Below are 25231 nucleotides of genomic sequence, written 5' to 3' on the forward strand. Positions count from 1 at the left end.
AAGAGAGGGCCGGGGGCTGAATCTACGTCACAGAGTCAACGCTCTTCGGGTGGACTCGAGCTCACCCGGCCCTTGTGTGGTCGTCCTCTTCCACACAACCGATAAGATACAAGGGTGGACCTTCAGGTCCACCACCGCTTCGGGAAAATCCCGCCCGGCCGTTCAGGCGTCGCCCGCCCCCTCCACCACCTGGCGGCGGCTGCGCCCGAACTCGAGCATGCGCCCGAGCGAGACCAGCGCCTGCTCCGCCACGCCCGGATCCACATGGATCTCGTTGGCGCCCGTCTCCAGGGTGCTGGCCAGGCTGCGCAACCCGTTCATGGCCATCCAGGGGCAGTGCGCGCAACTGTTGCAGGTGGCACTGCGCCCGGCCGTGGGCGCCTCCAGCAGCGTCTTGCCGGGGGCCGCCTCCCGCATCTTGTGAAAGATCCCCGCGTCGGTGGCCACCACGAAGGTCTGTGCGTCCATGGTCTGCACGGCCTTGAGCAGCTGGGAGGTGGACCCCACCACATCGGCCTGCGCGACCACCCCCGCCGGCGACTCGGGATGGACGAGAATCCGGGCGTCGGGATACTCCGCACGCACCTTGTCCAGCTCGATGGCCTTGAACTCCTCGTGCACGATGCAGGCACCGTCCCAGAAGACCATGTCCGCGCCGGTCTGCTGCTGCACATAGGCGCCCAGGTGCTTGTCCGGCGCCCAAAGGATCTTCTCGCCCCGCTCGTGGAGATGACGGATGACGTCCACGGCGATGCTGGAGGTAACCACCCAGTCCGCCCGCGCCTTCACCGCCGCGCTGGTGTTGGCGTAAACCACCACAGTGCGATCGGGATGCTCGTCACAGAACGCGGCGAACTCATCCGGCGGGCAGCCCAGATCCAGCGAGCAGGTCGCCTCGAGATCCGGCATCAGCACCCGTTTTTCGGGGCTGAGGATCTTGGCGGTCTCACCCATGAAACGCACACCGGCCACGACGACAGTCCGCCCGGGATGCTCGTAGCCGAATCGGGCCATCTCCAGGGAATCGGAGACGATGCCGCCGGTCTCGTCCGCCAGGATCTGCAGGTCCGGTGCCGTGTAGTAGTGCGCCACCAGCACCGCGTCCTGAGCGCGCAGCTGTTCGCGAATGCGGCTCATCAGCCGTTCGCGCTCGCCGGTGTCCAGCTGCTCACTGGCCGTAAACGGCTGCTCCCGGAAAAACCGGACCGGTGCTTCCGCCTGAACCGACTGTAGCTTGCTCATGCCATCAACCTCCGACCCGCGGGGGCCGCTGTCTACTTGATGATTTCCACCCGGTCGGACCGGGTGACGCGGAACAGACGCGCAGGCCGGTGCTTGCCGGCGCGGAACCACTCACCGGTATCCTCGATACACGGCAGATTCCTGACCCGTTTACGAAAGTTCCGCTTGTCCAGCGGTTCGCCGAGGATGGTCTCGTAAACCGACTGGAGCTCGCTCAAGGTGAAACGCTCGCCCATGAACTGCAGGGCGATGTTGGAGTAATCCAGTTTCGCCGCCAGCCGGCGGTGGGCCAGCTCGACGATGTGCCGGTGATCAAACGCCAGCTCGGGCAGCGCCTCGGTGGGCATCCATGCCAGCTGGTCGTCACCGTCGGCGAACCGCGCGAGCCGCTCTGGCGGCACCAGTGCATAGTAGGCGACGGACACCACCCGTCCGCGCGGATCCCGGCCGGGTTCGCCGAAGCTGTACAGCTGCTCCAGGTACACACCGCGTACGCCGGTCTTTTCACCGAGCATCCGGCTGGCACAGTCATCCAGCGCCTCATCGGCGGGCACCATGCCACCCGGCAGCGCCCAGTGACCGGCGAACGGCTCGCCGCTACGGCGCACGAGGAGGACGCGCAGGCATTGATCGCGGATAGTGAATACCACCACGTCCGTTGCCAGGCCTGTCATCGCTCCGTCCGCCACCACTGATGACTCCAGTGTTACACCGTCGGACGAAGTTAGTGTCTTTTCTACACTATGTCAATCAGGCATTGAATCCGGCTCAGGGACTCGCGGCGTAAGGAAGGGGTCCGCGGCGGCCTACGGCGACCGCCGCGGACGACAGAGGGTTCAATGAACGACGGTCACCGGGCAATGCGCCCCGTGGACGACGCGCCGGCTGACGCTACCCATGAGGAAGTTCTCGATGCGGCTAAGGCCGCGGGCACCAATGATGACTTCGCCCTCGCCCACTTCGCGGCTGTAGGCATTGATCGCCGTCGCCGGGTCCCCGCCGCGACGGACATCGACAACTTCGATGCCGGCGGTGCCGATCCGCTCGCGCGCCTGCGCGAACGCCTTTGCCGCGGATTCGTCCGCCAGCTTGCTGAAGCTGTGCTCGGCGAACGGACCAACGCCCGCCATCTCGGCCATGCTTCCGCCCACACCGGGAATCTCCCGGGGTGAGTTCGGGAAAACGTGCAAAAGGTGGACGGCGGCCCCCGTGCTTCCTGCCAGCATGGCGGCATGCTGCACCGCCGTCATCGAGGGTTCCGACCCGTCCACCGGCACCACGAGCACGCGGCCGGCGAGGTCATCATCGTCACTCACCACCGTCACCGGGCAGGTGGCGTTGTACAACACCCCCTCGCTGACGCTGCCGAGCAGGAACTCCCGCACCCGGCCAAGCCCGCGGCGCCCCATGATGATCATCGGGGCGTCACTGGCCCGCGCATGCTCAGTCACGGCATTCGCGGGATCACCCCCCAGGGTCCGCTCGGTCATCGCCACGGCGTCCTCGGGCAACAGGCTTCGGGCCTGGGCGAACGCCCGGGAGGCGCTTTCCGCACGAATGGATTCAAAGGCGTTCTCGGTCATGTGCGAGACCACGGCCTGCTCCACCGTATTCCCCAGGCGTTCCATGAGCGCACGGGGCGATTCCGGAAACGCGTGCAACAGTTCCACACTGGCGCCGAGGGCGCGTGCCAGCCGGTCGGCATACCGTGCGCCCGCCGCCGCGTGACGGGAACCGTCAACGGGCACAAGTATTGTCTTGATCGATTGAGTCATTATTTCTCCTCCTCCTCAGTGAATACGCCGTAGTGTGAACAGCCTCTCACCGACACGAATTGATGCAGATTAAGTATGGTGCTGATTCTCCCGTGAGCCAGCGCGACAACCATTCATCTGCCGTGACCGGCAGCCCGTCGCCGGCCGGGTAGGCATGCCCGCCAAGACCGGATATAGGTAATAGCCATGCATAAGGAGAAGGGATTCACGCTGATCGAACTGATGGTCACCGTCGCCGTCATGGGCGTACTGCTGACTTTGGGCATACCGGGCTTTCAGTACCTGATGCAGAGCAACCACATGTCCACCCAGACCAATGAACTGGTCACTGGGCTGGCAACGGCGCGCAGCGAGGCGGTGCGCAGCAACCAGTCAACGGTGCTCGAGGCCATCGACGGCGACTGGGACGACGGCTTCCGGATCGTTCGCGATAGCGATGCCCTGCGCGTATTCGAAACATTCGGCACCGGACTCGAACTGGACGACGGCGACGGCGGCACACCGCCTGCGAACATCACCTTTCGCGGTGACGGCACCCGCGGCGCCGCCAGCAGCACCGTCACCATCGGACTGGAACCGGCGGACGACTGCATGGGCGACATGCGCCGGGAAATCACGATCACCCCGGGCGGCAGCGTGAGCACCACAAGGAGCGCCTGCAATGATGACTGACCGACGCCTCCGTGGCCGGGCACAAGGCGGCTACAGCCTGCTGGAAGTCCTGATCGCCGTTCTGATTCTCTCCATTGGCCTGCTCGGCCTGGCCGGTCTGCAGACCACGAGCCTGCAGAGCAACCAGTCCGCGGCCCAGGTTTCCCAGGCGACCTTTCTCGCCTCGGACATTCTCGACCGCATGCGCGCCAACCCCGACAGTGCCAGAAGCGGTAACTACGACGTCGATCCCGGGCAGCGCAGTGACGACTTCTCCGGCGGCTCCCTGGCTGCCGCAGACGTCCGCGGGTGGCTGCAGCAGCTGGAGACGGCCCTGCCCGGCGTGCTGGGGGAGGACTGTAACGGCGAGGCCTGCGGCGCGGCGGTGAATGTGGATGGCAACGGTTACGCCTCGGTCACCGTGCGCTGGGTAGACGAGCGTATGGACGAGGATGACGACCAGCGGGTGACCCGCTTCACAACGGAGTCCCGCCTATGAGCAAGGACGGCATGCACACACCGCGCCGACAGCAGGGCCTGTCCCTGGTGGAGCTCATGGTGGCCATGGTCGTCGCCCTGATTCTGCTGTTCGGGGTGGTCCAGATCTACCTGGGCACCTCGGCGACCAGCCGCACCCAGGAGGGCCTGTCGCGGGTGCAGGAGAACGCACGCTTTGCCATCGACACGCTCTCCCGCGACATCCGCATGGCGGGTCACAACGGCTGCGCGCGCACGTCGCCGCCGGATGTGACCGTCATGGCCAACCACGCCGACGAGGACTACATCCTCTCCGGACGGCACGTGATCGGCGTGGCTGAAGCAGCCAGCGCCGGCAGCGACTTCTGGATCAACGGCGAACCGGGCAACCTGATTGACGGCCAGCCGGCCGTGCGCGTCACCTTCAGCAGCGGCGGCGAGGTCTCGGCGGAAGAAGACAGCTTCGGTGGCAGCGCCGAATTCGACATCGACAGCAACACCATCGGGCTGCGCCAGAACGACTTCGCCATGGTGACCGACTGCCGCACGGCGCACGTGTTCGAGATCACCAACGACATCGACGACAGCGACAGCACCCTCAACATTGCCCACTCCGCGGGGGGCGGTCAGACCGGCGGCGGCAACAGCCCCCACCAGTGGGACGACAGCGAACAGAATTACAACGACGGCGCACAGGTGATGCGCTTCTATTCCTACACCTACTACATCGCCAAGAACCCCAGCGGCAACCGGGCGCTGTACCGCCGCGAGGACATGCGTTCCGCCGGTCAGCCGGACGTGGTGGAGCTGGTGGACAATGTCGAGGCCATGCGGCTTGCCTACGGTCAGGACACCGACGAGGACCGGCAGGTGGATCAGTACGTCACCGCCGACGATCTCAGCGACACCGACTGGGAAGACGTGGTCAGCGTCCGGCTCGCCCTGCTCCTGCGCAGTGACGAAGTCCTCAGCGAGGCGCACACCACCTCGTTCGACCTGCTCGGCCAGGGCACGCTCACGTTCACCGACGACCGCCGCATCTACCAGCAGGCGGCAACCACGATCGCTCTGCGCAACCGCATGCCATGAGGCCGATGGAGAGCGCCATGTCACAAGCCCGACCACGCCTGATCTGCTCCAGCCCGCAAGGGGCACGCCAGCGCGGCGCCGCCCTGATCGTATCGCTGATTCTGCTGGTGGTCATGACGCTGATCGGCGTCTTTGCTATGCGTGGCACAACCCTCGAGGAGCGCATGGCCGGCAACATGCGCGACCGCAGCCTCGCCTTCGAGGCGGGTGAGTCCGGCCTGCGGGATGCCGAACGCTGGCTCGACAGCCTGGACGGCCCTATCCAGTTCGACGGCCCCCACTCGACCCCGTTCACCTTCCACTACAGCGACGATGACCGGCCGACGCACCCATCAGATGTGGACGGCAGCGACCTGGCCTCATGGACCGCGGCAGATCACTCGCCCGATGGCGTGAGCCGCGAGCCGGAGTTTGTCGTCGAACAACGCCCGTTCAGTCTCGACCAGGAAATGGGCTCGCTCGGCGCGGACCGGGAGCCCGACGTGGGCTCCGACCAGCTCTTCCGCATCATGGTCAGGGCATGGGGCGGATCGACGTCCAACGACCCCGCCGTCTATCTGGAATCACAGTACCGGCCGGAGTAGCCGGGCCGCGGAGAGCAGGAGCAAGTCATGAAACACCAGCGGATGGACCGTCTCGCGGTAACTCTGGTCAGCACCGCGCTGGCGGCCGGCACAATGCTGTCGTCGGCGCAGGCGCAGATGAACCTGGCAAACGCACCGCTGTTCCTCAGCGACGCGGTGCAGCCGAACATCATGTTCACCCTGGACGATTCCGGCTCCATGCAGTGGGAGACCATGCCGGACGGGATCACCAACCGGTTCGGCGGCAACATCAACAACGACTACGTGATGTGGACATTCCCGCGGCAGGCCGGGCTGTTCGGCGCCCGCGACTACAACAACCGGCGGACAGCACGGTTTACGGGCAACACCGCCGCCTACTACCGCTCCGTGGAGAACAACACCAACTACTACGATCCGTCGGTGACCTACGAACCGTGGATCGACCGCGAGACCGGGGAGAACAACCCGGAGTTCGACCCGGCCCAGGCGCGCAACCACCCCACCGACACCGGCTTCGGCACCCGCGACCTCACCCGGGACAACAACGAGTTCGCCCACTGGGTCAACGACGACGGCTCGCACTCCGCCGGCGACAAATCCTTTTTCCCGGCCGTCTACTACCACTACGAAGGCCCGGATGACGAGCAGGCCAGGCGCGACGAAGCCAACTACGAGCGCGTGGAGATCCGCTCCGGGGAAGGGCCCTTCGAGGGGCATGGGCGCGAGCAGCGCTCCGACTGCACCGGTGGCAGCTGCAGCTACGACCAGGAGATCCAGAACTTCTCCAACTGGTACACCTACCACCGCAACCGAATCTTTGCGGCCCGTGCCGGCATCGCACGGGCGTTCTTCCCGCTGGACGACGCGGTGCGGGTCGGTTTCGGCACCATCAACCACCCGGTGGGCCCGTTGATCCCGTTCGATGACGAGGGGCGTACCAACTTCATTGACGACCTCTACGAAGAGCCCATCGACACCGAGGGCACACCGCTGCGCCAGGCCGCCTGGGACGTCGGCCGGGAGTTCGAGACCAATCTGGACGTCTACCGCGACGACAACGGGCGGGTGCTGGAGTGCCGGCGCAACTACCACGTGCTGATGACCGACGGCTACTGGAACGACCCCAACTACAACGAACTCTCGAACCAGAACGTCACCGGCAGCGAAGGGCCGGAGATCACCGGCCCCGGCGACCGCTCCTACCAGTACGTGCCCGAGCCGCCGTTTGACAGCGACTACAGCAATACCCTCGCCGACGTGGCGATGTACTTCTGGAAGCGCGACCTGCAGACGGACCTGGCCAACCGCGTGCCGACCACGCCGGGCAACCCGGCGTTCTGGCAACACCTGGTGACCATGGGCGTAGGCCTGGGTGTGGAAGGGGAAATTCCGCCGGCCGCCGCGTTCGACGCCGTGGAAGACGGCGACTGGAATTACGACTGGCCGGACCCCCTGCGTGACGGCGTCAGCAGCAGCGACCCCGCCAAGATCGACGACCTGCTGCACGCCAGCGTGGCGACGCGGGGCGGCTTCTTCAGCGCCCAGGACGCCGAGACCTTCTCCGAGGAACTGGGCGGACTGCTGCAAGCCGTCGCCGCCGAAGCCAGCCGCTCCGCCGGTGGCGTCTCCAGCAACACCACCGCCGTGCAGGATGGCGCCATTGTCTATCAGGCCCGCTTCGACAGCGCCACCTGGACCGGCGACCTGCTGGCGTTCGACGTCAGCGATGACGCCGAAGTGGACGAAGGGCCCAAATGGCAGGCCTCCGACGGCATTCCGGGCCACGAACAGCGCAACATCCTCACCTGGCACGACGACAGCGGCGTGTGGATCAGCGGCCGCGGCGACATACCGGGCGACCTGCTCGCGCACTTCGACGGCGACATGGACCGCTGGGACTGGGTCCGCGGCGACCTGTCCCTGGACAACGAACCAGGGTTTCGCGACCGCGAGGGCAATCCGCTTGGTGACATCGTCAACAGCCAGCCCGTCGTCGCCGGACAGGAGAACTTCCAGTTCAACACGCTGCCCGCCGACGCGGGCGGCGACACATACAACGCCTTCGTCGACGACAAGGACCGGGACGTGGTCTACGTGGGCGCCAACGACGGCATGCTGCACGCCTTCGACGCCGAGAACGGCACCGAGCTGTTCGCCTACATGCCGGCCGCCGTATTCAACAAGCTCGACCAGCTCCCCGACCCCGACTACCTGAATAGCCACGAGTTCTTCGTGGACGGCAGCGTCACGGTGCTCGACGCCTACAACGACGCCCGGTCGGAGTGGGCAACGGTACTGGTGGGGTCCACCGGCCTGGGCGGCCGCGGCATCTTCGCGCTGGACGTTACCGACCCCACGGACCCCGATGTGCTCTGGGAGTTCAGCCACGATGAACTGGGCTATACCGAAGGCCGGCCCACCATCGCCCGCCTCAACAACGGCGAATGGGTCGCCGTATTCGGCAACGGCTACAACAGCGACGGGCTCGACGCCTCCCTGTTCATGCTCGATTTGTGGGACGGCGACATCAGCGCACACGTGGAGCTGGCGGCGGGCGACGAAGACGCCCCGAACGGCCTCGCCGATGTCTTCCCGACAGATATCACCGGCGACCGCAACACCGACCGCCTCTACGCCGGCGACCTGCACGGCAACATGCACCGCATCGACGTGAGCGACCCTGACAGCCCCGGCGATGCCGTGCTCTTCCAGGCCACGGACGAGGGCGGCACACCGCAGCCGATCACAGCCCGCCCGGAAGTCAGCGGCCACCCGGACCCGGGCACGGTCATGGTGTTCTTCGGCACGGGGCAGTTCCTCGAAGCCGGTGACAACCGTGTGGACGCCGACGAGCAGGTGCAGACCTTCTACGGCGTTCTCGACGACGGCGAGGTCGCCAACCTGAACCGGGAAGACAACCTGCTGGGGCAGGAGTTTACGGACACCGGCGAGCAGGACGGTTTTCTCACCCGCGAGTCGTCGCAGAACACCTTTGACGACAGCAATCCGGAGGGTGGCTGGTTCATCGATCTCGACGCCGGTGAGCCGGGCGAGCGGGTCATCGCGGCACCGCAGCTCGCCGCCGGGCGCGTCACGTTCACCACCTTCACCCCCTCCGACGACCCCTGCGTCGGCGGTGGCACCAACTGGCTGATGGAGTTCGACGCCCTGACCGGCTCGCAGGTGGATCGCCCCATCTTCGACCTCAGCGGCGACGGCACCATGGACTTCGACGGCGCCGGCTTCAGTCTGGGCGGCGGTGCGCCCATGTCCGAGGGGGTCACCCTGGTCGTCGACGATGAAACGGGCGAGATGGTCTACGACGTGGAAGAAGACACGCTGACCCGCGACCTGAGTGTCGACCCGGGCGTACTGGGCCGGCAGTCCTGGCGGGAACGCTGACGATGAAACGGGAAAGGAACACACCATGACCAATGCACGCCGCCAGACCGGCATCACCCTGATCGAACTCATGATCGTGGTGGTGATCATCGGCATCCTGGCCTCCATCGGCTATCCGGCATACCAGAGCCACGTGGACAAGACCCGTCGCACTGACGGCCACAGTGCACTGATGCAGGAAGCGCAACGGCTGGAGCGATGCAATACCGTCCAGCAATCCTATACGGACGACGATGGCGACCTGTGTGTGGATCTCGACGAGTCGGACGAAGGCTTCTACGCGCTCCAGGCAACGAATGTGTCAGCCACCACGTTCACCCTGCAGGCAGTCCCCCAGGGTGCGCAGTCCGATGACGACTGCGGCACTCTCACCCTCGACCAGGCAGGCAGCCACGGTGCGGACGGCGACGTGGACCGCTGCTGGTAGCGCCGATTGAGCCCGTTGCGCGGAGCAGCTAGTATCACGGGCCTCCCGAATCACGGGACGCATCGCGAAACGACTCGCCAGACAATCAGGGAGACTTGCCATGGAACGGCATTGTCAGCGGGGCTTCACACTGGTGGAGCTCCTGGTGGCCCTTTCGGTGGCCGCCATACTTTTCGGCGTCGCCATCCCCTCTTTCCAGGACCTGCTGGAACGCCAGCGCAGCTGGACGGCGCTCAACGATCTGCGCAGCAACCTGCACCAGGCCCGCGAGCTGGCGGTGCGCGAACGCACGCCGGTCACGGTGTGCCGCAGTGCGGATGGGCTCCGGTGCGGCACCGGCTCAAGCTGGAGCGATGGCTGGATCGTCTTCGAAGCGCGAGGAGGCACGAGCGCCTGCACCGTCCAGGCATCGGGTCTGTGCGATCACGGCGGCCGCGTGCTGTCGGTGAGTAAGGGGATGCAGGGTGGCGTCTACCTGACGGCCAATCACTTCGTCAGTGAGCAGGTCCGCTTCTCGCCGGAAGGGCACGCCCCGCTGTCCAACGGCACGTTCACGGCGTGCAGTCCGGACCATGAGGTCCTCCGTGGCATGGTCCTGGCACCATCAGGGCGTGTGCGGGTGGCTCGGGACGGGGAGAACAACGCGTGCTGACGGGGCGTCCTACGGCTAGCGGCTTGGTCCGGGGGCTGAGATGGTGGACCTGAAGGTCCACCCTACGGCTGGCGGCTTGGCCCGGGGGCTGAGATGGTGGACCTGAAGGTCCACCCTACGGGGCATCGGGATTCGGGTTGGCTACGTAGCGGCGCGTTCCTTGCCTGCGCGGACGAGATCACGTGGCAGGGAAAAGACGACCTGCTCTTCGCGGCCGGCGAGTTCCCGGGGTTTTTCCACACCCCATTCCTGGAGGCGGTCCAGCACTTCGGTGACCAGTTCTTCGGGCGCCGACGCCCCTGCCGTCAGGCCAATGTGCTCATGACCACGGACCCACTCTTCACGCAGATCCTCGGCCGAGTCGATCTGGTAGGCGGGGATGCCCATGCGCTCGCCCAGCTCCCGCAGGCGGGTGGAGTTGGATGAGTTGCGGGCGCCGACGACGATGAGCATGTCGGATTGCTGCGCGAGCTCCTTCACGGCGTCCTGGCGATTCTGGGTGGCATAGCAGATATCGTCCTTGCGGGGGCCCTGGATCGCGGGGAATCGCGCCTGCAGCGCTTCGATGATCTGCGCCGTATCGTCGGTGGACAGCGTGGTCTGACTGACGAAGGCGAGATCGGCGGAGTTTTTCACCTCCAGGGTGGCCACATCCGCGGTGTTCTCCACCAGGTAGATGCCGCCCTCGTCGGAACGGTCACCGACATACTGCCCCATGGTGCCTTCCACCTCGGGGTGACCGTCGTGGCCGATAAGCACCACTTCGCGGCCCTCTCGGGCGTGCTTTTCGACTTCCAGGTGGACCTTCGTCACCAGCGGGCACGTGGCATCGAACACGCGCAGGCCGCGCTCGGCCGCTTCGTTCCGCACGGCCTGAGAGACGCCATGGGCGCTGAAAATCACCGTGGCACCGTCCGGGATCTCATGGACCTCGTCCACAAACACCGCACCCTTGTCCCGCAGGCCGTCCACCACACGCTTGTTGTGCACCACTTCGTGACGCACGTAGATGGGCGCGCCGAAGTTCTCCAGCGCCCGCTCGACGATGATGATGGCGCGGTCGACACCGGCACAGAAGCCGCGGGGGTTAGCGAGCAGGATACGGGGCATGGCAGTCATTCCAGAAAAGCGCTTCGAGCCGCCATTGTAGTGGGTGCGGCGGATCGGGACAAAAGGGAATTCCGGGGCGTGCGAGCGGCCGGCCGTTGGCGCATGCGCAAGCCCCGCAGGCCCCGTAGGGTGGACCTGAAGGTCCACCGTGACCGCACACACGACGATGGTGGACCTGAAGGTCCACCCTACCCTACGGCTACTTCCGGTCTTCCAGGAAGAAGGCGTGGATCAGGACCATCACCACGCCGACCGTGATGGCGGAGTCGGCCACGTTGAAGATCGGGTAGTGCCAGTCACGCCAGTAGACGTGGATGAAATCGATCACATGGCCGTAGGCGATGCGATCGATCACGTTGCCCACGGCGCCGCCCAGTATCAGTGCCAGCCCCCAGGTCTGCCAACGCTCCCACGGCGGCAGCCGACGCAGCCAGATCACCAACGCCACACTCACCAGCAGGGCGAAGCCCGTGAACAGCCACCGCTGCCAGCCACCGGCATCACCCAGCAGGCTGAACGCCGCCCCCGGGTTATAGCTGAGGGTGAGATTGAGCACGGGCAGCAGCGGGACCGGCTGCAGGTACGCGAGCCAGGCGTCCGCCAGCAGCTTGGTGATCTGATCGAGCACCACCACCGAGGCGGCAACCGTCAGCCACAGGGAGACGGGCCAGCGCATGCTCAGGCCACGTTACGGGTTTCGCCGTCGGCATCGACGTTGGCCACGCAGCGCCCGCACAGCTCCGGGTGGGCGGCGTAGGCACCAACGTCGTGGCGGCGATGCCAGCAGCGCGCGCACTTCTCGTGACCGGAGCGCACCGCGACGATGCCCAGGGTGCCACCCTGCTCCAGCTCGGCGCGCGCGGCCTTGCCGGGCATGTCCGCCGCGGCATGCAAACGGGCCTCGGAGGTGATGAGCAGAAAGCGCAGCTCGTCACCCAGGCGCTGCAGCCGCGCCAGCAGCTCGGGTTCGCAGTAGACATCCACTTCGGCATCCAGCGAGGCGCCGATGTGATTGTCCGCGCGCAGGGCTTCCAGCTCCCGGGCCACCGCCTCGCGGACCTCGGTGACGCCGCTCCAGAACGCGCGGTCGAACCCGTCCTCGCCGCTCAGCCCGAACAGGCCCTGATACCACTCGGCGGTGAAGACCGTGGCGCCGCGCTCACCCGGCAGGTGCTGCCAGATCTCGTCGGCGGTGAAGCTCAGGACCGGCGTGATCCACCGCACCAGCGCTTCGGCGATGTGGTACATGGCGGTCTGGCAGGAGCGCCGCGCCAGGCTGTCCGCCGGCGTGGTGTACTGCCGGTCCTTGGTCACATCAAGGTACAGGCTGCCCATGTCCACCGCACAGAAGTTGTGGATGCGGTGATAGATACGGTGGAACTCGTACTGGTCATAGCAGCGCACGATGTCATCCTGCGCCTGCAGGGCACGGTCCACCGCCCAGCGGTCGAAGGGCAGCATGCGCTCCGGGCTGACCATGTCCGTCGCGGGGTCGAACCCCGCCAGGTTGCCGAGCAGGAAGCGCGCGGTGTTGCGGATGCGGCGGTAGGCATCGGCGGTGCGTTTGAGGATGTCGTCGGAGACGGCCAGCTCGCCGCTATAGTCGGACGAGGACACCCACAGGCGCAGCACGTCAGCGCCAAGCTTGTTCATGACTTCCTGCGGCGCGATCACGTTCCCCAGGGACTTGGACATCTTGCGGCCGTCGGCGTCCACGGTGAAGCCGTGGGTCAGCACGCTGCGGTAGGGCGCGTGGCCGCGCATGGCCACGGAGGTGAGCAGGGACGACTGGAACCAGCCGCGGTGCTGGTCCGAGCCTTCCAGATACAGATCCGCCGGCACGCGCAGGCGCTCGTCCGACTCCAGCACCGTGGCGTGGGTCACGCCGGAGTCGAACCAGACGTCGAGGATGTCGCGGACCTTTTCGTACTGATCCGCCTCGGCGCCGAGCAGATCGGCCGGGTCCAGGTCGTACCAGGCGTCGATGCCGTCGGCTTCCATGCGGGTCGCCACTTCTTCCAGCAAACGCGGCGTCTCCGGATGGGGTTCACCGGTGCGCTTGTCCACGAACAGGGCGATGGGCACACCCCAGTTGCGCTGCCGGGAGATGCACCAGTCGGGCCGGTTGCGCACCATGCCGTCGATCCGGCTCTCGCCCCAGCCCGGCATCCAGCGCACCTGGCTGATGGCGCCCAGGGCGTTGGTGCGCAGGCCCGCCTGCTCCAGGTTGATGAACCACTGGGGCGTTGCCCGGAACAGGATCGGTGTCTTGTGGCGCCAGCAGCAGGGGTAGCTGTGCTGGTAGCGCTGGTGCGCCAGCAGCGCGCCGCGCTCCTGCAGGAGGCTGACGAGGCTGCTGTTTGCATCGAAGGCAAACTCGCCGGCCACGTGCGGGGTGTCGGACAGGAAGCGGCCGTCATCGCCCACCGGGTTGACCACGTCGAGGCCATAGGCCTGGCCGACCACGTAGTCGTCCTGACCGTGACCGGGGGCGGTATGGACGGCACCGGTGCCGGCGTCCGTGGTGACGTGCTCGCCGAGCACCACGGGCACCTGCAGATCCAGGAACGGGTGACTCAGGGTCAGGCGCTCCAGCGGCGCGCCCGGCAACCGGGCCAGCTCGTCGACTTCGGTCATGCCATACCGGCCCAGGGCGGCCTCATCGAGGCCGTCCACCAGCAGCAGCGCTTCCCGCTCGCCCTCGCGCTCGACCAGCACCAACCGGTATTCCAGCTCCGGGTGCAGTGCCACGGCGCGGTTGGCGGGCAGCGTCCAGGGCGTGGTGGTCCAGATCGGGATGGACACCCGCAAGCCGCCCAGCAGCCCGGCGTCGATGCCGACGCGGGCGGCGAAGTCCTCGATGTCCACCACGGTGAAGCGCACGTCAATGGCCGGCGAGGTGTGATCGTGGTATTCCACCTCAGCCTCCGCCAGGGCGGAGCCGCAGTCGGCACACCAGTGCACGGGCTTGAAACCGCGATCCATGTGGCCTTTGTCCATGATGCGGCCCAGCGCCCGCAGGATATTGGCCTCGGTGCCATACGCCATCGTCAGGTAGGGGCGGTCCCAGTCGCCGAGCACGCCGAGGCGCTTGAAGTCGCGGCGCTGCCCGTCCACCTGCCGCATGGCAAAGGCGCGGCAGGCGTCGCGGAACTCGCGCAGGGAGACATCCTGCCCCGCCTTGCCCACGTCCTGCTCCACCTTGAGCTCGATGGGCAGGCCATGGCAGTCCCAGCCCGGCACGTAGGGCGCGTCGTAGCCGTCCAGGGTACGGCTCTTGACGATGATGTCCTTGATGATCTTGTTGACGGCGTGGCCGATGTGGATGTCACCGTTCGCGTACGGAGGGCCGTCGTGCAGGATGAACGTCTCGCGCCCTGCCCGCTCGCGGCGGATGGTGCCGTAGAGATCCATGTCCGCCCAGCGCTGGAGCGTCTCCGGCTCACGCTTGGCCAGATTGCCGCGCATGGGGAAGTCGGTCTTCGGCAGGTTCAGGGTGTGTTTGTAGTCGCTCACCGGTCCACTCGCTCCACTCTATCCAGCAAATTCCGCCAAACAGGGAAGTTTATCAGATCGCGCGCGCGGACGATTCAGGTATCCGTCGCAGAACGGCGCACGCCGTGCGTGTCATACCAGGCGCGGGCATCATCCACATCCCGGCCGATCTGCGCCCGCAGGGCGTCCAGGGAATCGTAACGCTCCTGGGCGCGCAACCAGTGGCGGAAGGTCACAGTAAGGTGCCGGCCGTAGAGGTCGCCGCTGAAATCAAGCAGGTAGACTTCCAGCAGCGCCCGGGTGCCGTTCACCGTGGGCCGGGTGCCCATGCTGGCGATCCCGGGGCGCGGGCCGGCACCGTCGCCAATGTCGATATCCGCCACCAGGATGGCGTCCATGGTCGGGCGCCGGCGCAGCCGGATATTGGCCGTGGGGAACCCCAGCTCACGGCCGATGCGGTCTCCATTCACCACGCGCCCGGAGAGCTGATACGGATGGCCCAGCAGCCGCTCCGCCAGCGCCAGATCGCCCCGCTCCAGGGCCTCGCGCACCCGCGTGCTGCTGGCGCGGGCACCGTCGATCTCGAACGTCGGCGTGCGCTCCAACTCGAAACCGTGCACACGGCTAGCGGCCTCCAGAGTGGCGAAATCACCGGCGCGGCGATGGCCGAAACGGAAATCGTCGCCCACGATCAGGAACTGCACGCCCAGGCGCCGCAGGAGCAGATCCTCGATGAACGTCTCCGGCGCCATGCCGGACAGGGACGGCCGGAACGGCAGGCACAGAAAACGATCCACTCCGGCGGTTTCCAGCGCGCACGCCTTGTCGCGCAGGGGCGTGATCCGGGCAGGCGCCTCCTCCGGGCGGAAGACCTCCAGCGGGTGGGGCTCGAAACTCATGGCCAGCGTGGGCAGACCCAGGCGGTCCCCGGCTTCGCGCAGTCGCTGGAGAATGCACTGATGCCCCAGGTGCACGCCGTCGAAATTGCCGATGGTCGCCACACACCCCCGGTGGCGCGGCTTGAGGTTGTACTGTCCGCGAATCAGTTCCATACCATTCCCGTTCCGTCACACGCGCCGGCGGTGTTCTTCATCATCAGGGTTCCCGCAGGGTCCGCGGCCGCAGCCCCAGCAGCAGCAGGCTTGCACCATACAGCGCCACCCCGAGCGCCAGCCAGCCGAACAGTGCGCCGATCCGCTCCAGCAGTGTGCCGTCGATCCAGGCCTGCAGGTCGGCCATGCCGAACAGCAGCACGCCGCCCATGATCGCAGAGGCCACGCCCACCTGCAGCAGCAGCCGTCCCCAGCCGGCACCCGGCTGATACACCCCGCGCCGGCGCAACCCCGTGAACAGCATGCCCGCATTGAGGCTGGCGGCAATGCCCGTGGCAAGCGCCAAGGCCGCGTGCCCCACTTCGGTGTCGATGAGCAGCATGACCGCCGTAATGCTGAGCACCATATTACAGACCATGCTGGTCGCGGCGTACTTCACCGGCGTGGTCATGTCCTGGCGGGCGAAGAACCCGGGTGAGAGCACCTTGACGAGGATGAACCCGTGCAACCCGATGGCGTAGGCCATGACGCTTAGAGTGGCGGCCCGTGTATCGGCGGCGGTAAACGCCCCGTGCTGGAATAGCGTCGCCAGGATCGGGCCGGCCATCACCGCCAGCCCCACGGTCGCCGGCGTGGCGATGAGCACGCCCCAGCGCAGGGCCCAGTCCAGAGTCCGGGAAAACTGCTCCGGCGAGCGTGCGGCGTGCTCGCTGGACAGGCGTGGCAGGATAACCGTGCCCAGAGCGACGCCAAACACGCCCAGCGGGAACTCCATGAGGCGATCGGAGTAGTACAGCCAGCTCACACTGCCGGTGATCAGGAACGAGGCGAGAATGGTGTCCACCAGCAGATTGATCTGCGCCACCGAGGAACCGAAGATCGCCGGCAGCATGAGGCGCATGATCCGGCGCACCCCGGAGTCCCGCCAGCTCGGCCGCGGCAGCGTCAGCATGCCCACGGCGCGAAGAAACGGCAGCATCAGCAGCAGCTGCAGAATGCCGGCGATGAACACGCCCCAGGCGAGCGCCTTGATGGGCTCGTCGAACCACGCCGTCCACCACCAGGCGCTGGCGATGAGCACCAGGTTCAGCAGCACCGGCGCAAACGCGGGCGGACCGAAACGGCCGTAGGTATTCAGCACGCCCTGGGCGCAGGCCACCAGCGAGATGAACAACAGATACGGGAACGTGATCCGAAGCATGTCGGCGGCCATGCCGAACTTCTCCGGGTCATCCATGAACCCGGGCGCGAACAGCATCACCAGGTAATCCGAGGCGAGCACCGCGGCGATGGTGAGCACCAGCAGGATCAGCAGCAGCGTGCCGGAAGCCCGGCCCACAAGCGTGCGCACGGCCGCCTGGTCCTGCTGGGTGCGGTACTCCGAGAGCACCGGCACGAACGCCTGGGAGAAAGCGCCCTCGGCGAACAGCCGGCGCATGAAGTTGGGGATCTTGAAGGCAACAAAGAAGGCGTCGGTGGCCGCGCTCGAGCCAAACACATTGGCAATCACCACATCCCGGGCCAGGCCCAGCACGCGGGAGACCATGGTCAGGCCGCCGAATACCGCAGTCGAGCGGAACAGGCTCACGACGCCCTCCCCGCGTCGCGCCCCCGCCGGCAGCGCCGGCTGGTGATCCGTGCCTTCGTCAAGCCAATGCCTCCTTTCACCGCGGGCGGATTGATCTCTGCCGAAAGCCCGCGATCATAGCAGCCCCGCCCGTGGACATGGAGGCGCGCGAAATCCGGTTGACAGAACGCGCCGGAATCCGCATATTACGTGCCCTTTCCGGAACTTGATGAAGATCGTCAGGAGCTTAAACCTTGGCTAACTCGCCGCAAGCACGGAAACGTGCCATCCAGAACGACGCCCGGCGTCTGCACAACAAGTCGCGTCGCTCTATGATGCGCACGAAGATCAAGAGTGTCATCAAGGCCATCAAGGCCGGTGACAAGCAGAAGGCGCAGGACGCCTATCAGGCTGCCGTGCCGCTGATCGACCGGATGGCCAACAAGGGCATCATCCACAAGAACAAGGCTGCACGGCACAAGAGCCGCCTGAACGCGCACATCCGCGCTCTGGGCTGAGCCTGTTCCGTACGCTGCAGATGCCGCCGTTCCCCCCGGGGTTCGGCGGTATTTGTGTTTGTGGCCGGGCTACGTCAGAACCAGGTTGTCGCGGTGGATCAGCTCCGGCTCATCCACATAGCCGAGCAGCTCCTCGATCTGCGCGCTGGGCGCGCCCTTGATGCGCCGCGCTTCATTGGTGTCGTAGTTCACCAGGCCTCTCGCCACCTCCCGCCCTTCCGGGGACAGACAGGCCACGATCTCGCCGCGTGAGAATCGCCCGTCCACCGCGGTCACGCCCACAGGCAACAGGCTGCTCCCGGACTCGCGCAGCACCCGCACGGCGCCGGCGTCCAGCCAGAGGCGCCCCCTGGCGGTCATCTGGCTCGCCAGCCACTGCTTGCGCGCCCCCAGCGGCTCCCGCGCCGGACGCAGATACGTGCCCACCGGCTCACCCAGTCGCACGCGCTCCAGCACCCCTGCTTCACGCCCGGAGGCGATCACCGTGGCTGCGCCGGAACGTGCCGCACGTGCAGCGGCGCGCACCTTGCTCAGCATGCCACCACGACCGTACTGGCCTGCCCCGCCACCACAGAGCCGCTCCAGCTCCGGGTCGCCGGCATCGCCCTCGGCAATGAGCCGGGCACCGGGATTCTCCCGGGGATCGCTCTCGAACAGGCCATCCTGGTCCGTGAGAATGACAAGCTGCTCGGCCTCCACGAGGTTGGCGACCAGCGCGGCAAGGGTGTCGTTGTCACTGAACCGGAACTCGTCCGTGGCGACCGTGTCGTTCTCGTTCACCACCGGCACCACGCCAAGCTCCAGCAGCGTACGGAGGGTCGTCCGGGCGTTGAGATAGCGCTGCCGGTCGCTGAGGTCGTCGTGGGTGAGCAGCACCTGCGCGGTGTGCAGGCCGTATTTCTGAAACTCCGCCTCGTAGGTATGCACCAGCCCCATCTGGCCCACGGCGGCGGCGGCCTGAAGCTTGTAGAGCTCGCGCGGCCGGGCCATCCAGCCCATGCGCTGCATCCCCTCCGCCACGGCCCCGGACGACACCAGGGTGACCTGGATACCCGCCCGATGCAGGGCCACCAGCTCGTCGACCCAGCCGGCAATCCGTGTGACGTCCAGTCCACGGCCGTCGTTGGTCACCAGCGCGCTGCCGACCTTCACGACCCATTTGCGGATTGCCTCCGTCTCCTGTCGCTCACTCATGCGCCAGCCTCGTCTGCTTCCTCGCGCATCCGCTCCAGCCGCGCCATGACATCCATGCACAGGGCGCGCGTCCCGTCTCCGGTCAGGCCGGAGATCGCATACACCGGCCCCTCCCAGCCCATGGCCTCGACCAGCTCCTGCTTCCAGGCCTCGCGCTCGTCCTCGGGCAGCAGATCCAGCTTGTTCAGCACCAGCCATCGCTCCGTGCGCGCCAGTGTCGGGCTGAACCGCGCCAGCTCCTCGGCCACACCGACAGCATCGTCGATGGGGTCCTGCTGGGGATCCATCGGGGCGGCATCGACGAGATGCAGGAGCAGCCGGGTGCGACTGAGGTGTTTGAGAAAGCGCACGCCCAGCCCCGCGCCCTCGGAGGCACCGCGAATGAGCCCCGGAATGTCCGCGACCACGAAGCTCTGATCCGGGCCGACGCTGACCACGCCCAGGTTCGGGTGCAGCGTGGTAAACGGGTAATCGGCGACGCGGGGTTTCGCGGCCGACACGGCGCGAATGAAGGTGGACTTGCCCGCGTTCGGCATTCCCAGCAGACCGACGTCGGCCAGCACCTGCAGCTCGAGCTGGAGGTGGCGGTCCTCGCCCGGTTTGCCGGAGGTGGTCTGCTGCGGCGCGCGGTTGGTAGAGCTCTTGAAATGGAGGTTGCCCAGCCCACCACGCCCTCCTTTCGCAACCAGCAGGCGCTGGCCGTGCTCGGTGAGGTCGCCCAACTGCTCGCCGGTCTCGCGCACGCGGATGACGGTGCCAATGGGCACCTGAATGGTCACATCCTGACCGCTGCGCCCGGTCCGCTGGCTGCCCATGCCGTTCTCGCCACGCTCGGCGCGGAAGCGCTTCTGGTGGCGGAAATCAGCCAGGGTGTTCAGCCCTTCGTTGGCCTCCAGCCAGACGCTGCCGCCGGCACCACCATCGCCGCCGTCGGGTCCGCCAAAGGGCACGAACTTCTCCCGCCGGAAACTGGCGGAGCCATCGCCGCCGTTGCCGGCGGCCACGTGGATGGTGACTTCATCGAGGAATTTCATGGGGGACGTCGCTCAGCCTTGGCCAACTGCCGCATTATGAACGCAAACGGGGAACACCCGACAACAAAAAACCCCGTGCGAAGACGGGGTTTTTCCGGAGCGTCGCATTGTGATCGCAATCAGTGGCTGCGAACGCTCACGTACTTGCGGTTACGCGGGCCCTTGCGCTCGAACACAACCTTGCCGCCCGCTTTCGCGAACAGGGTGTGGTCGCGGCCAAGGCCAACGCCTTCACCGGCGTGGAAATGGGTGCCGCGCTGACGCACCAGGATGTTACCCGGCACGACTTCCTGGCCACCAAACCGCTTCACGCCAAGGCGCTTCGACTCGGAATCGCGACCGTTGCGCGTGCTACCGCCTGCCTTTTTATGTGCCATTTGCTGCTCCTGGAAATCAGCCTGCGGAAATACCGGTAATCTTGACTTCGGTGTAGGGCTGGCGATGCCCCTTCATGCGCCGGTAGTTCTGGCGGCGCTTGAACTTGACGACCCGCACCTTGTCACCCTTGCCGGCGTCGGTCACCTCGGCCTTGACCTTGCTGCCGTCCAGCACCGGGGTACCGATCTTCACGTCATTTCCGTCGGAAACGAGAAGCACCTGGTCGAACTCGATGGATGCCCCCTGCTCGGCGTCAAGCTTTTCGACGCGCAGGATGTCCCCTTCGGAGACGCGGTACTGCTTGCCTCCGGTTTTGATCACGGCGTACATGGTCCGTTAACTCTCCGTCGCTGAATTCGCGTTACATAGATGCGGTGAGAAGGCGCGAGATAATAGCGCCTGCGCAGGCCAAGGTCAAACTGAACCGTCACTTGACACCCCAGAAGGCCACACCTAGTGTAATGCTCCGCTAACACGCCGCCAACCGGCGGCCCTCAAGAGACCGGCTCTCCGGATGGCCCACGCAGCTCACCCTCAGACGCCCATGACCATAGACGATATCCGTACGCTGATCGCGGAGGACATGTCGGCGGTCGACCGGCTCATTCAGGACCGGTTGAGCTCGGATGTGGTCCTGATCAACCAGCTTGGCGCCTACATCATCAACAGCGGGGGCAAGCGTCTGCGCCCGCTCCAGGTGCTGCTCTCCGCGCGCGCGTGCGGTTATGAAGGTGAAGCTCACCGTGAGTTGGCCGCTGTCGTGGAGTTCATCCACACCGCCACTCTGCTGCACGACGACGTCGTGGACTCATCATCCCGGCGCCGGGGCAAGGCAACGGCCAACGAGCTCTGGGGCAACCAGGCCAGCGTCCTGGTCGGCGACTTCCTCTACTCGCGCGCGTTCGAGATGATGGTGGGTGTCGGCCGCATGCCGGTCATGGAGATCATGGCGCGCACCACCAACACCATCGCCGAGGGCGAGGTGATGCAGTTGCTCAACGTCAACGAGCCCGACACCACCGAAGAGAACTATCTCCGGGTGATCTACTGCAAGACGGCCACGCTGTTCGAGGCGGCGGCGCAACTGGGCGGCGTGCTCGCCGATCAGCCTGAACGGGTGTGTCAGGGCCTGGCCGAGTACGGCCGCCAGCTCGGCACCGCGTTCCAGCTAGTGGACGACGCACTGGATTACACCGGCGACGCCGACGCCACGGGCAAGAATATCGGCGACGACCTGGCAGAAGGCAAGCCGACCATGCCGCTCATCCACGCCATGCGACACGGTTCGGCGGAGCAGGCGGCAGTGATCCGCAAGGCAATCGAGCAGGGCGGGCGCGACGATATCGACGCGATTCTCGAAGCGATTGAAACGACCGGCGCGATCACCTATACTCGCGCCCTCGCTGAACAGGCAGTGGACAAGGCCATCGCCAGCCTCGGGTGTCTGCCCGAGTCGCCCTACCGGCGGTCGATGGAATCCCTGGCGAAGTTCAGCGTCGAGCGCGAGTACTGACGCGCCGGCCACACAATATCGGGGTGTAGCTCAGTCTGGTAGAGCACTGCCTTCGGGAGGCAGGGGTCGTAGGTTCAAATCCTGCCACCCCGACCATACAAATCAACGACTTCCCGACGTCGTTGGCTGAAAACCCTTCGTTTCACAGACCTATGCAGGGCGTTTGCAGGTCTGGGAGGCGAAGGGTTTTTTCGTTTGAGGAAACAGCCCCCCGGGAATACCGCTTCGGCCGCACGCAGCGTTCTTGACAAAATAGCACGCCCGTCCTATCTATAGATTAGAGATAGCACGGTCGTTCTATTTTTATGTCACGCCGATCGACCCGCGAGACGCGGGCTGCCGCCGCCCCGGAGGTGCCTCATGAAATGCCTCACTTCGCCCCAGTGTATCGATGTCTCTTTCGAAACCTACGGATTCGGGCCGCCGCTGGTCCTTGTCCATGGCTCCTTCAGCGATCACGTCAGCAACTGGGAGCTGGTCCGGCCCCTGCTGCAGCAACAATTCACCGTCTACACGCTGGCACGGCGCGGGCGTGGCGAGACCACAGCGACTCACGGCCATGGCGTTGAAGACGAAGCCATGGACGTGGCGGCGCTGATCAGGTCCATTGGTGAGCCGGTGTTTCTGCTCGGACACTCTTATGGCGCTCATGTCGCCCTGGCGGCCGCGCTGAGAATTCCGCACGCGATACGCAAGCTGGTTCTGTATGAACCGCCGTCACCGGACATCCACGATCAGGCAACACTGCAACAACTGGAGGACATCGCCACCACAGGTGACTGGGATGGTTTCGCGGCAACGTTCTTCGGGGGCAGCCTGTCCGTTCCCGAAGAAGAGCTCCGGGAACTCAGGGAATCCCCGTTCTGGCCGAGCATCGTCGCAGACGCCGAAGCGTCGCTGCAGGATATCCGCGCCTTGAGCAGGTATCGGTATCAGACCGCCGACTTGCGGGCAGTATCTGCGCCCGTACTGCTCCAGATCGGTACGCAGAGCCCGCGGGGTCTGTTCGCCACGGACAGCCTGGCCACCGCCCTGCAAGACGTCCGCGTTGATCCGCTACCCGGGCAGGCACACGAGGGCATGAACACGGCGCCGGCGCTATACGCCGATGCAGTCATCCGGTTTCTCACGGCTCCGGACACCCTGGAGGACACGCACCCGGCGTGGGTCGGCAGGGCGTAAGAACAGGGAGACTCCGAGTCCGTCTACTTTACACTCGCGCTGTCCCGGGCCACGGCCACGCCGCGGCCCGCAGACCGCATCCACACACGTCGCCCGAACCCGCCCACCTGAAACCCATCCCTTCGAGGAACATCACACGTGTCAGTCCGCCTTACACCTACTTGTCGACTCCAGGCTCCATGAGGCAGGCGATGTCGCTGGATGCAGCCAACACGGCCAATCGGTCTCGATTGTTTCAGACTGGCACGCTGATTGCTAAGCATGGCTCCTGAGGGCGTACGACTGACGAACGCCCGCCCAGCGCACCGGGACCGGTCCATGACCCAAGCCGGTAAGCCTCGTCACAGGTGAATCGCCATGCACGTTAGGACTACATCACTGTCACTTCTGGCCGCCGCGCCAGTGCTCGGTTTCACGCTCTGGAGCGCCCAGGCCGGCGCCAGTGTGATCAACTGTAATACGCTGGATCCGGACATCTCGGATCGTGTCACGCCGAGTACGGGGTGCCAGATCCTGGAGCCGATTGGGGGCAACACCAACGACAGCCTCAGCGTCATCAACGACAATCAGTTCTTCGGTTTCAACGACTGGCTGTTCGATGGCAAGTGGGAGGCCCCGCAGGGTGGCGGCCCTCTTTTCAACGACCCGGATGACCCGTCCGCATTCATTGACGTCGATGGCGATGAAGTCGGGGGAGAATGGAGCCTGGCACTTCCCGATTTCTGGGATAACAACAGCGAGCTGATGTTCATCTTCAAGGATGGCGCATTCACCAATCTGGTGGGCTACCTGATCGAGACCAACGCCACGGGCGGAACCTATCAGACGCCCTTTACGTTCCCGCCGTTCGAGCACCAGGGCCAGGGCGTCGAGCAGACGGACATCTCGCATATCAGCGTCTATTACCGCGCCAACGGGGTTCACATCAGCGAACCGGGGGTTCTCGCCCTCTTCGGCCTCGGGTTGATAGGGCTGGCGTGGTCGGCTCGACGCCGCTCACACAATGTGTGAACAGCAGATGACGGCATGGAAGCCTCCCCCAGGGTGAGGCTTCCTGCTTGCTCCGATTCGCCGCTCGGGCCAACCGGACCTCCCCCGGATTCTCGGCTTGATCACCGGTCAGCTTTGACGGAGCACCAGGCGGATGTCAGCGACCATCGAGACGCTCTCACACCTGGCGATCATCATCGGTGTCGGGTTCGCGGCGGCTGGATTATTCCTTCGTCGCAGAGAAATCTTCATACCCGCGCTCGCCAAGCAGCGCATGGAACACGTCGAGAACGTAAGAAACCTGGCTGAAGAGGTCGCCAGCGAGAGCTACCTGGCTTTCTCGCTCGGGGAGCTGGTCGACCAGTGGCACAAGCCCCTGTCCGAGATCCAAAGGGAGGACCCCGCCCTATGGGAGGCTGCAAAGCAGGTTCAGGCAAAATCGGTCAGGCTCTACCGCTTGTGCAAAAACGAGAAGCACTACCTGTGGCCTGCATGGATTGATCCCGCCCTGGTTCGCGAACTCGCGGGCGTCCTGGAGACGACCCAGCCGTTTACGCCTTCCGCCTTCGGAAAGAAGGCAGCAAAACAGAAAGAGTTCATGGAGGGCATGGAACGAATCGTCGGCCTGCTCGACGACAGCTTGCGGCGTCAAGCCGATCGCTGGCTCCCCAGAACATGACCACGGTGTGAGCCACGCTCACCTGAACGTGCGGTGCGCCGGCCACTGGGAAAACGCCAGGAAATAGAGAAAGACGAGATTCACGAGAGGAATCAGGATCAACAGGCTCAGGCCACCCGGGTAACCCGCCTTGCGGCAGATCCGCCAGAACGGGACGACGACAATGGCCGCCACGATCAGCATCCAGACCAGGTGGAGTCCAACCATTCCTTCGAGCATCGTCATTGCTGCATCTCCC

The 25231-nt window shown here is 65.7% G+C and carries 25 protein-coding genes and 1 tRNA gene; 13 read left to right on the plus strand and 13 right to left on the minus strand.

Features of this window, described 5'->3' with window-relative positions; genetic code table 11:
* Window positions 1–162: 162 nt before the first annotated feature.
* The 3 genes from nadA to ACNSTU_RS16975 form a co-directional block, all read right to left on the minus strand.
* Complete coding sequence (nadA, locus tag ACNSTU_RS16965) at window positions 163–1242, minus strand: quinolinate synthase NadA (RefSeq protein WP_290633514.1); 1080 nt, start codon at window positions 1240–1242, stop codon at window positions 163–165.
* Window positions 1243–1274: 32 nt separating this feature from the next.
* Window positions 1275–1916: an NUDIX hydrolase gene (locus ACNSTU_RS16970; protein ID WP_290633516.1), complete on the minus strand. Its 642-nt coding sequence runs from the start codon at window positions 1914–1916 to the stop codon at window positions 1275–1277.
* 162 nt (window positions 1917–2078) lie between these two features.
* On the minus strand, window positions 2079–3017 hold the full coding sequence (locus tag ACNSTU_RS16975) for a universal stress protein (RefSeq protein WP_290633518.1): 939 nt from the start codon (window positions 3015–3017) through the stop codon (window positions 2079–2081).
* A 186-nt stretch (window positions 3018–3203) separates the two neighbouring features.
* Between ACNSTU_RS16975 and ACNSTU_RS16980 the strand changes: the two genes are divergently transcribed.
* The 7 genes from ACNSTU_RS16980 to ACNSTU_RS17010 all read left to right on the plus strand — a co-directional run bounded on the left by ACNSTU_RS16980 (window position 3204) and on the right by ACNSTU_RS17010 (window position 10281).
* Entirely contained in the window at window positions 3204–3689 is a 486-nt protein-coding gene (locus ACNSTU_RS16980; RefSeq protein WP_290633520.1) for a GspH/FimT family pseudopilin, read from the plus strand.
* Window positions 3679–4167: a type IV pilus modification protein PilV gene (pilV, locus tag ACNSTU_RS16985; protein WP_290633522.1), complete on the plus strand. Its 489-nt coding sequence runs from the start codon at window positions 3679–3681 to the stop codon at window positions 4165–4167. The genes ACNSTU_RS16980 and pilV overlap by 11 nt, the downstream gene beginning before the upstream one ends.
* Window positions 4164–5234, plus strand: a complete 1071-nt coding sequence (locus ACNSTU_RS16990) for a PilW family protein (protein WP_290633524.1) — start codon at window positions 4164–4166, stop codon at window positions 5232–5234. Before pilV ends, ACNSTU_RS16990 begins: the two co-directional genes overlap by 4 nt.
* Window positions 5235–5251: 17 nt before the next feature.
* The gene (locus ACNSTU_RS16995; protein WP_290633526.1) at window positions 5252–5818 is read left to right on the plus strand and encodes a pilus assembly PilX family protein; all 567 of its coding nucleotides are present in this window, start codon (window positions 5252–5254) and stop codon (window positions 5816–5818) included.
* A gap of 27 nt (window positions 5819–5845) precedes the next feature.
* On the plus strand, window positions 5846–9202 hold the full coding sequence (locus tag ACNSTU_RS17000) for a pilus assembly protein (protein ID WP_290633528.1): 3357 nt from the start codon (window positions 5846–5848) through the stop codon (window positions 9200–9202).
* 25 nt (window positions 9203–9227) lie between these two features.
* Entirely contained in the window at window positions 9228–9629 is a 402-nt protein-coding gene (locus tag ACNSTU_RS17005) for a type IV pilin protein (RefSeq protein ID WP_290633530.1), read from the plus strand.
* Between the two features lie 100 nt (window positions 9630–9729).
* Entirely contained in the window at window positions 9730–10281 is a 552-nt protein-coding gene (locus ACNSTU_RS17010; RefSeq protein WP_290636788.1) for a GspH/FimT family pseudopilin, read from the plus strand.
* A gap of 141 nt (window positions 10282–10422) precedes the next feature.
* Here the strand turns inward: ACNSTU_RS17010 and ispH are convergent, their stop codons facing one another.
* From ispH to murJ, 5 genes are all read right to left on the minus strand, one after another.
* On the minus strand, window positions 10423–11391 hold the full coding sequence (ispH, locus tag ACNSTU_RS17015; protein ID WP_290633533.1) for a 4-hydroxy-3-methylbut-2-enyl diphosphate reductase: 969 nt from the start codon (window positions 11389–11391) through the stop codon (window positions 10423–10425).
* A gap of 199 nt (window positions 11392–11590) precedes the next feature.
* Window positions 11591–12067 (minus strand): signal peptidase II, encoded by a 477-nt coding sequence (gene lspA / locus ACNSTU_RS17020; protein ID WP_290633867.1) that lies wholly within the window; start codon window positions 12065–12067, stop codon window positions 11591–11593.
* Window positions 12068–12069: 2 nt separating this feature from the next.
* A complete protein-coding gene (gene ileS / locus ACNSTU_RS17025) occupies window positions 12070–14907 on the minus strand; it encodes an isoleucine--tRNA ligase (protein ID WP_290633869.1) in 2838 nt (945 codons plus the stop codon).
* A gap of 74 nt (window positions 14908–14981) precedes the next feature.
* Entirely contained in the window at window positions 14982–15938 is a 957-nt protein-coding gene (ribF, locus tag ACNSTU_RS17030; RefSeq protein WP_290633871.1) for a bifunctional riboflavin kinase/FAD synthetase, read from the minus strand.
* Between the two features lie 43 nt (window positions 15939–15981).
* Complete coding sequence (gene murJ, locus ACNSTU_RS17035; RefSeq protein ID WP_290633873.1) at window positions 15982–17526, minus strand: murein biosynthesis integral membrane protein MurJ; 1545 nt, start codon at window positions 17524–17526, stop codon at window positions 15982–15984.
* 233 nt (window positions 17527–17759) lie between these two features.
* Here murJ and rpsT point away from each other — a divergent pair, with 233 nt between their 5' ends.
* A complete protein-coding gene (rpsT, locus tag ACNSTU_RS17040; protein WP_091641279.1) occupies window positions 17760–18023 on the plus strand; it encodes a 30S ribosomal protein S20 in 264 nt (87 codons plus the stop codon).
* Window positions 18024–18092: 69 nt separating this feature from the next.
* On the opposite strand, the gene proB is transcribed toward rpsT, so the two are convergent.
* The 4 genes from proB to rplU form a co-directional block, all read right to left on the minus strand.
* Entirely contained in the window at window positions 18093–19217 is a 1125-nt protein-coding gene (gene proB, locus ACNSTU_RS17045) for a glutamate 5-kinase (RefSeq protein WP_290633877.1), read from the minus strand.
* The gene (cgtA, locus tag ACNSTU_RS17050; protein WP_290633879.1) at window positions 19214–20251 is read right to left on the minus strand and encodes an Obg family GTPase CgtA; all 1038 of its coding nucleotides are present in this window, start codon (window positions 20249–20251) and stop codon (window positions 19214–19216) included. The genes proB and cgtA overlap by 4 nt, the downstream gene beginning before the upstream one ends.
* 119 nt (window positions 20252–20370) lie before the next feature.
* Window positions 20371–20628, minus strand: a complete 258-nt coding sequence (rpmA, locus tag ACNSTU_RS17055) for a 50S ribosomal protein L27 (RefSeq protein ID WP_290633881.1) — start codon at window positions 20626–20628, stop codon at window positions 20371–20373.
* A gap of 16 nt (window positions 20629–20644) precedes the next feature.
* Window positions 20645–20959, minus strand: coding sequence for a 50S ribosomal protein L21 (gene rplU, locus ACNSTU_RS17060; protein WP_290633883.1), 315 nt, complete (start codon window positions 20957–20959; stop codon window positions 20645–20647).
* A 214-nt stretch (window positions 20960–21173) separates the two neighbouring features.
* Between rplU and ispB the strand changes: the two genes are divergently transcribed.
* From ispB to ACNSTU_RS17085, 5 genes are all read left to right on the plus strand, one after another.
* Entirely contained in the window at window positions 21174–22142 is a 969-nt protein-coding gene (ispB, locus tag ACNSTU_RS17065) for an octaprenyl diphosphate synthase (RefSeq protein WP_290633885.1), read from the plus strand.
* 19 nt (window positions 22143–22161) lie between these two features.
* Window positions 22162–22238, plus strand: a tRNA-Pro gene (locus ACNSTU_RS17070).
* 264 nt (window positions 22239–22502) lie between these two features.
* Entirely contained in the window at window positions 22503–23324 is an 822-nt protein-coding gene (locus ACNSTU_RS17075; RefSeq protein ID WP_290632294.1) for an alpha/beta fold hydrolase, read from the plus strand.
* Between the two features lie 357 nt (window positions 23325–23681).
* Entirely contained in the window at window positions 23682–24335 is a 654-nt protein-coding gene (locus tag ACNSTU_RS17080) for a PEP-CTERM sorting domain-containing protein (protein WP_290632292.1), read from the plus strand.
* A gap of 133 nt (window positions 24336–24468) precedes the next feature.
* On the plus strand, window positions 24469–24993 hold the full coding sequence (locus tag ACNSTU_RS17085; protein ID WP_290632290.1) for a hypothetical protein: 525 nt from the start codon (window positions 24469–24471) through the stop codon (window positions 24991–24993).
* A gap of 18 nt (window positions 24994–25011) precedes the next feature.
* On the opposite strand, the gene ACNSTU_RS17090 is transcribed toward ACNSTU_RS17085, so the two are convergent.
* A complete protein-coding gene (locus ACNSTU_RS17090) occupies window positions 25012–25218 on the minus strand; it encodes a hypothetical protein (protein WP_290632288.1) in 207 nt (68 codons plus the stop codon).
* Window positions 25219–25231: the final 13 nt, after the last annotated feature.

The organism is Aquisalimonas sp. APHAB1-3 (assembly GCF_048323695.1).
In the GTDB taxonomy this organism is placed as follows: Bacteria; Pseudomonadota; Gammaproteobacteria; order Nitrococcales; family Aquisalimonadaceae; genus Aquisalimonas.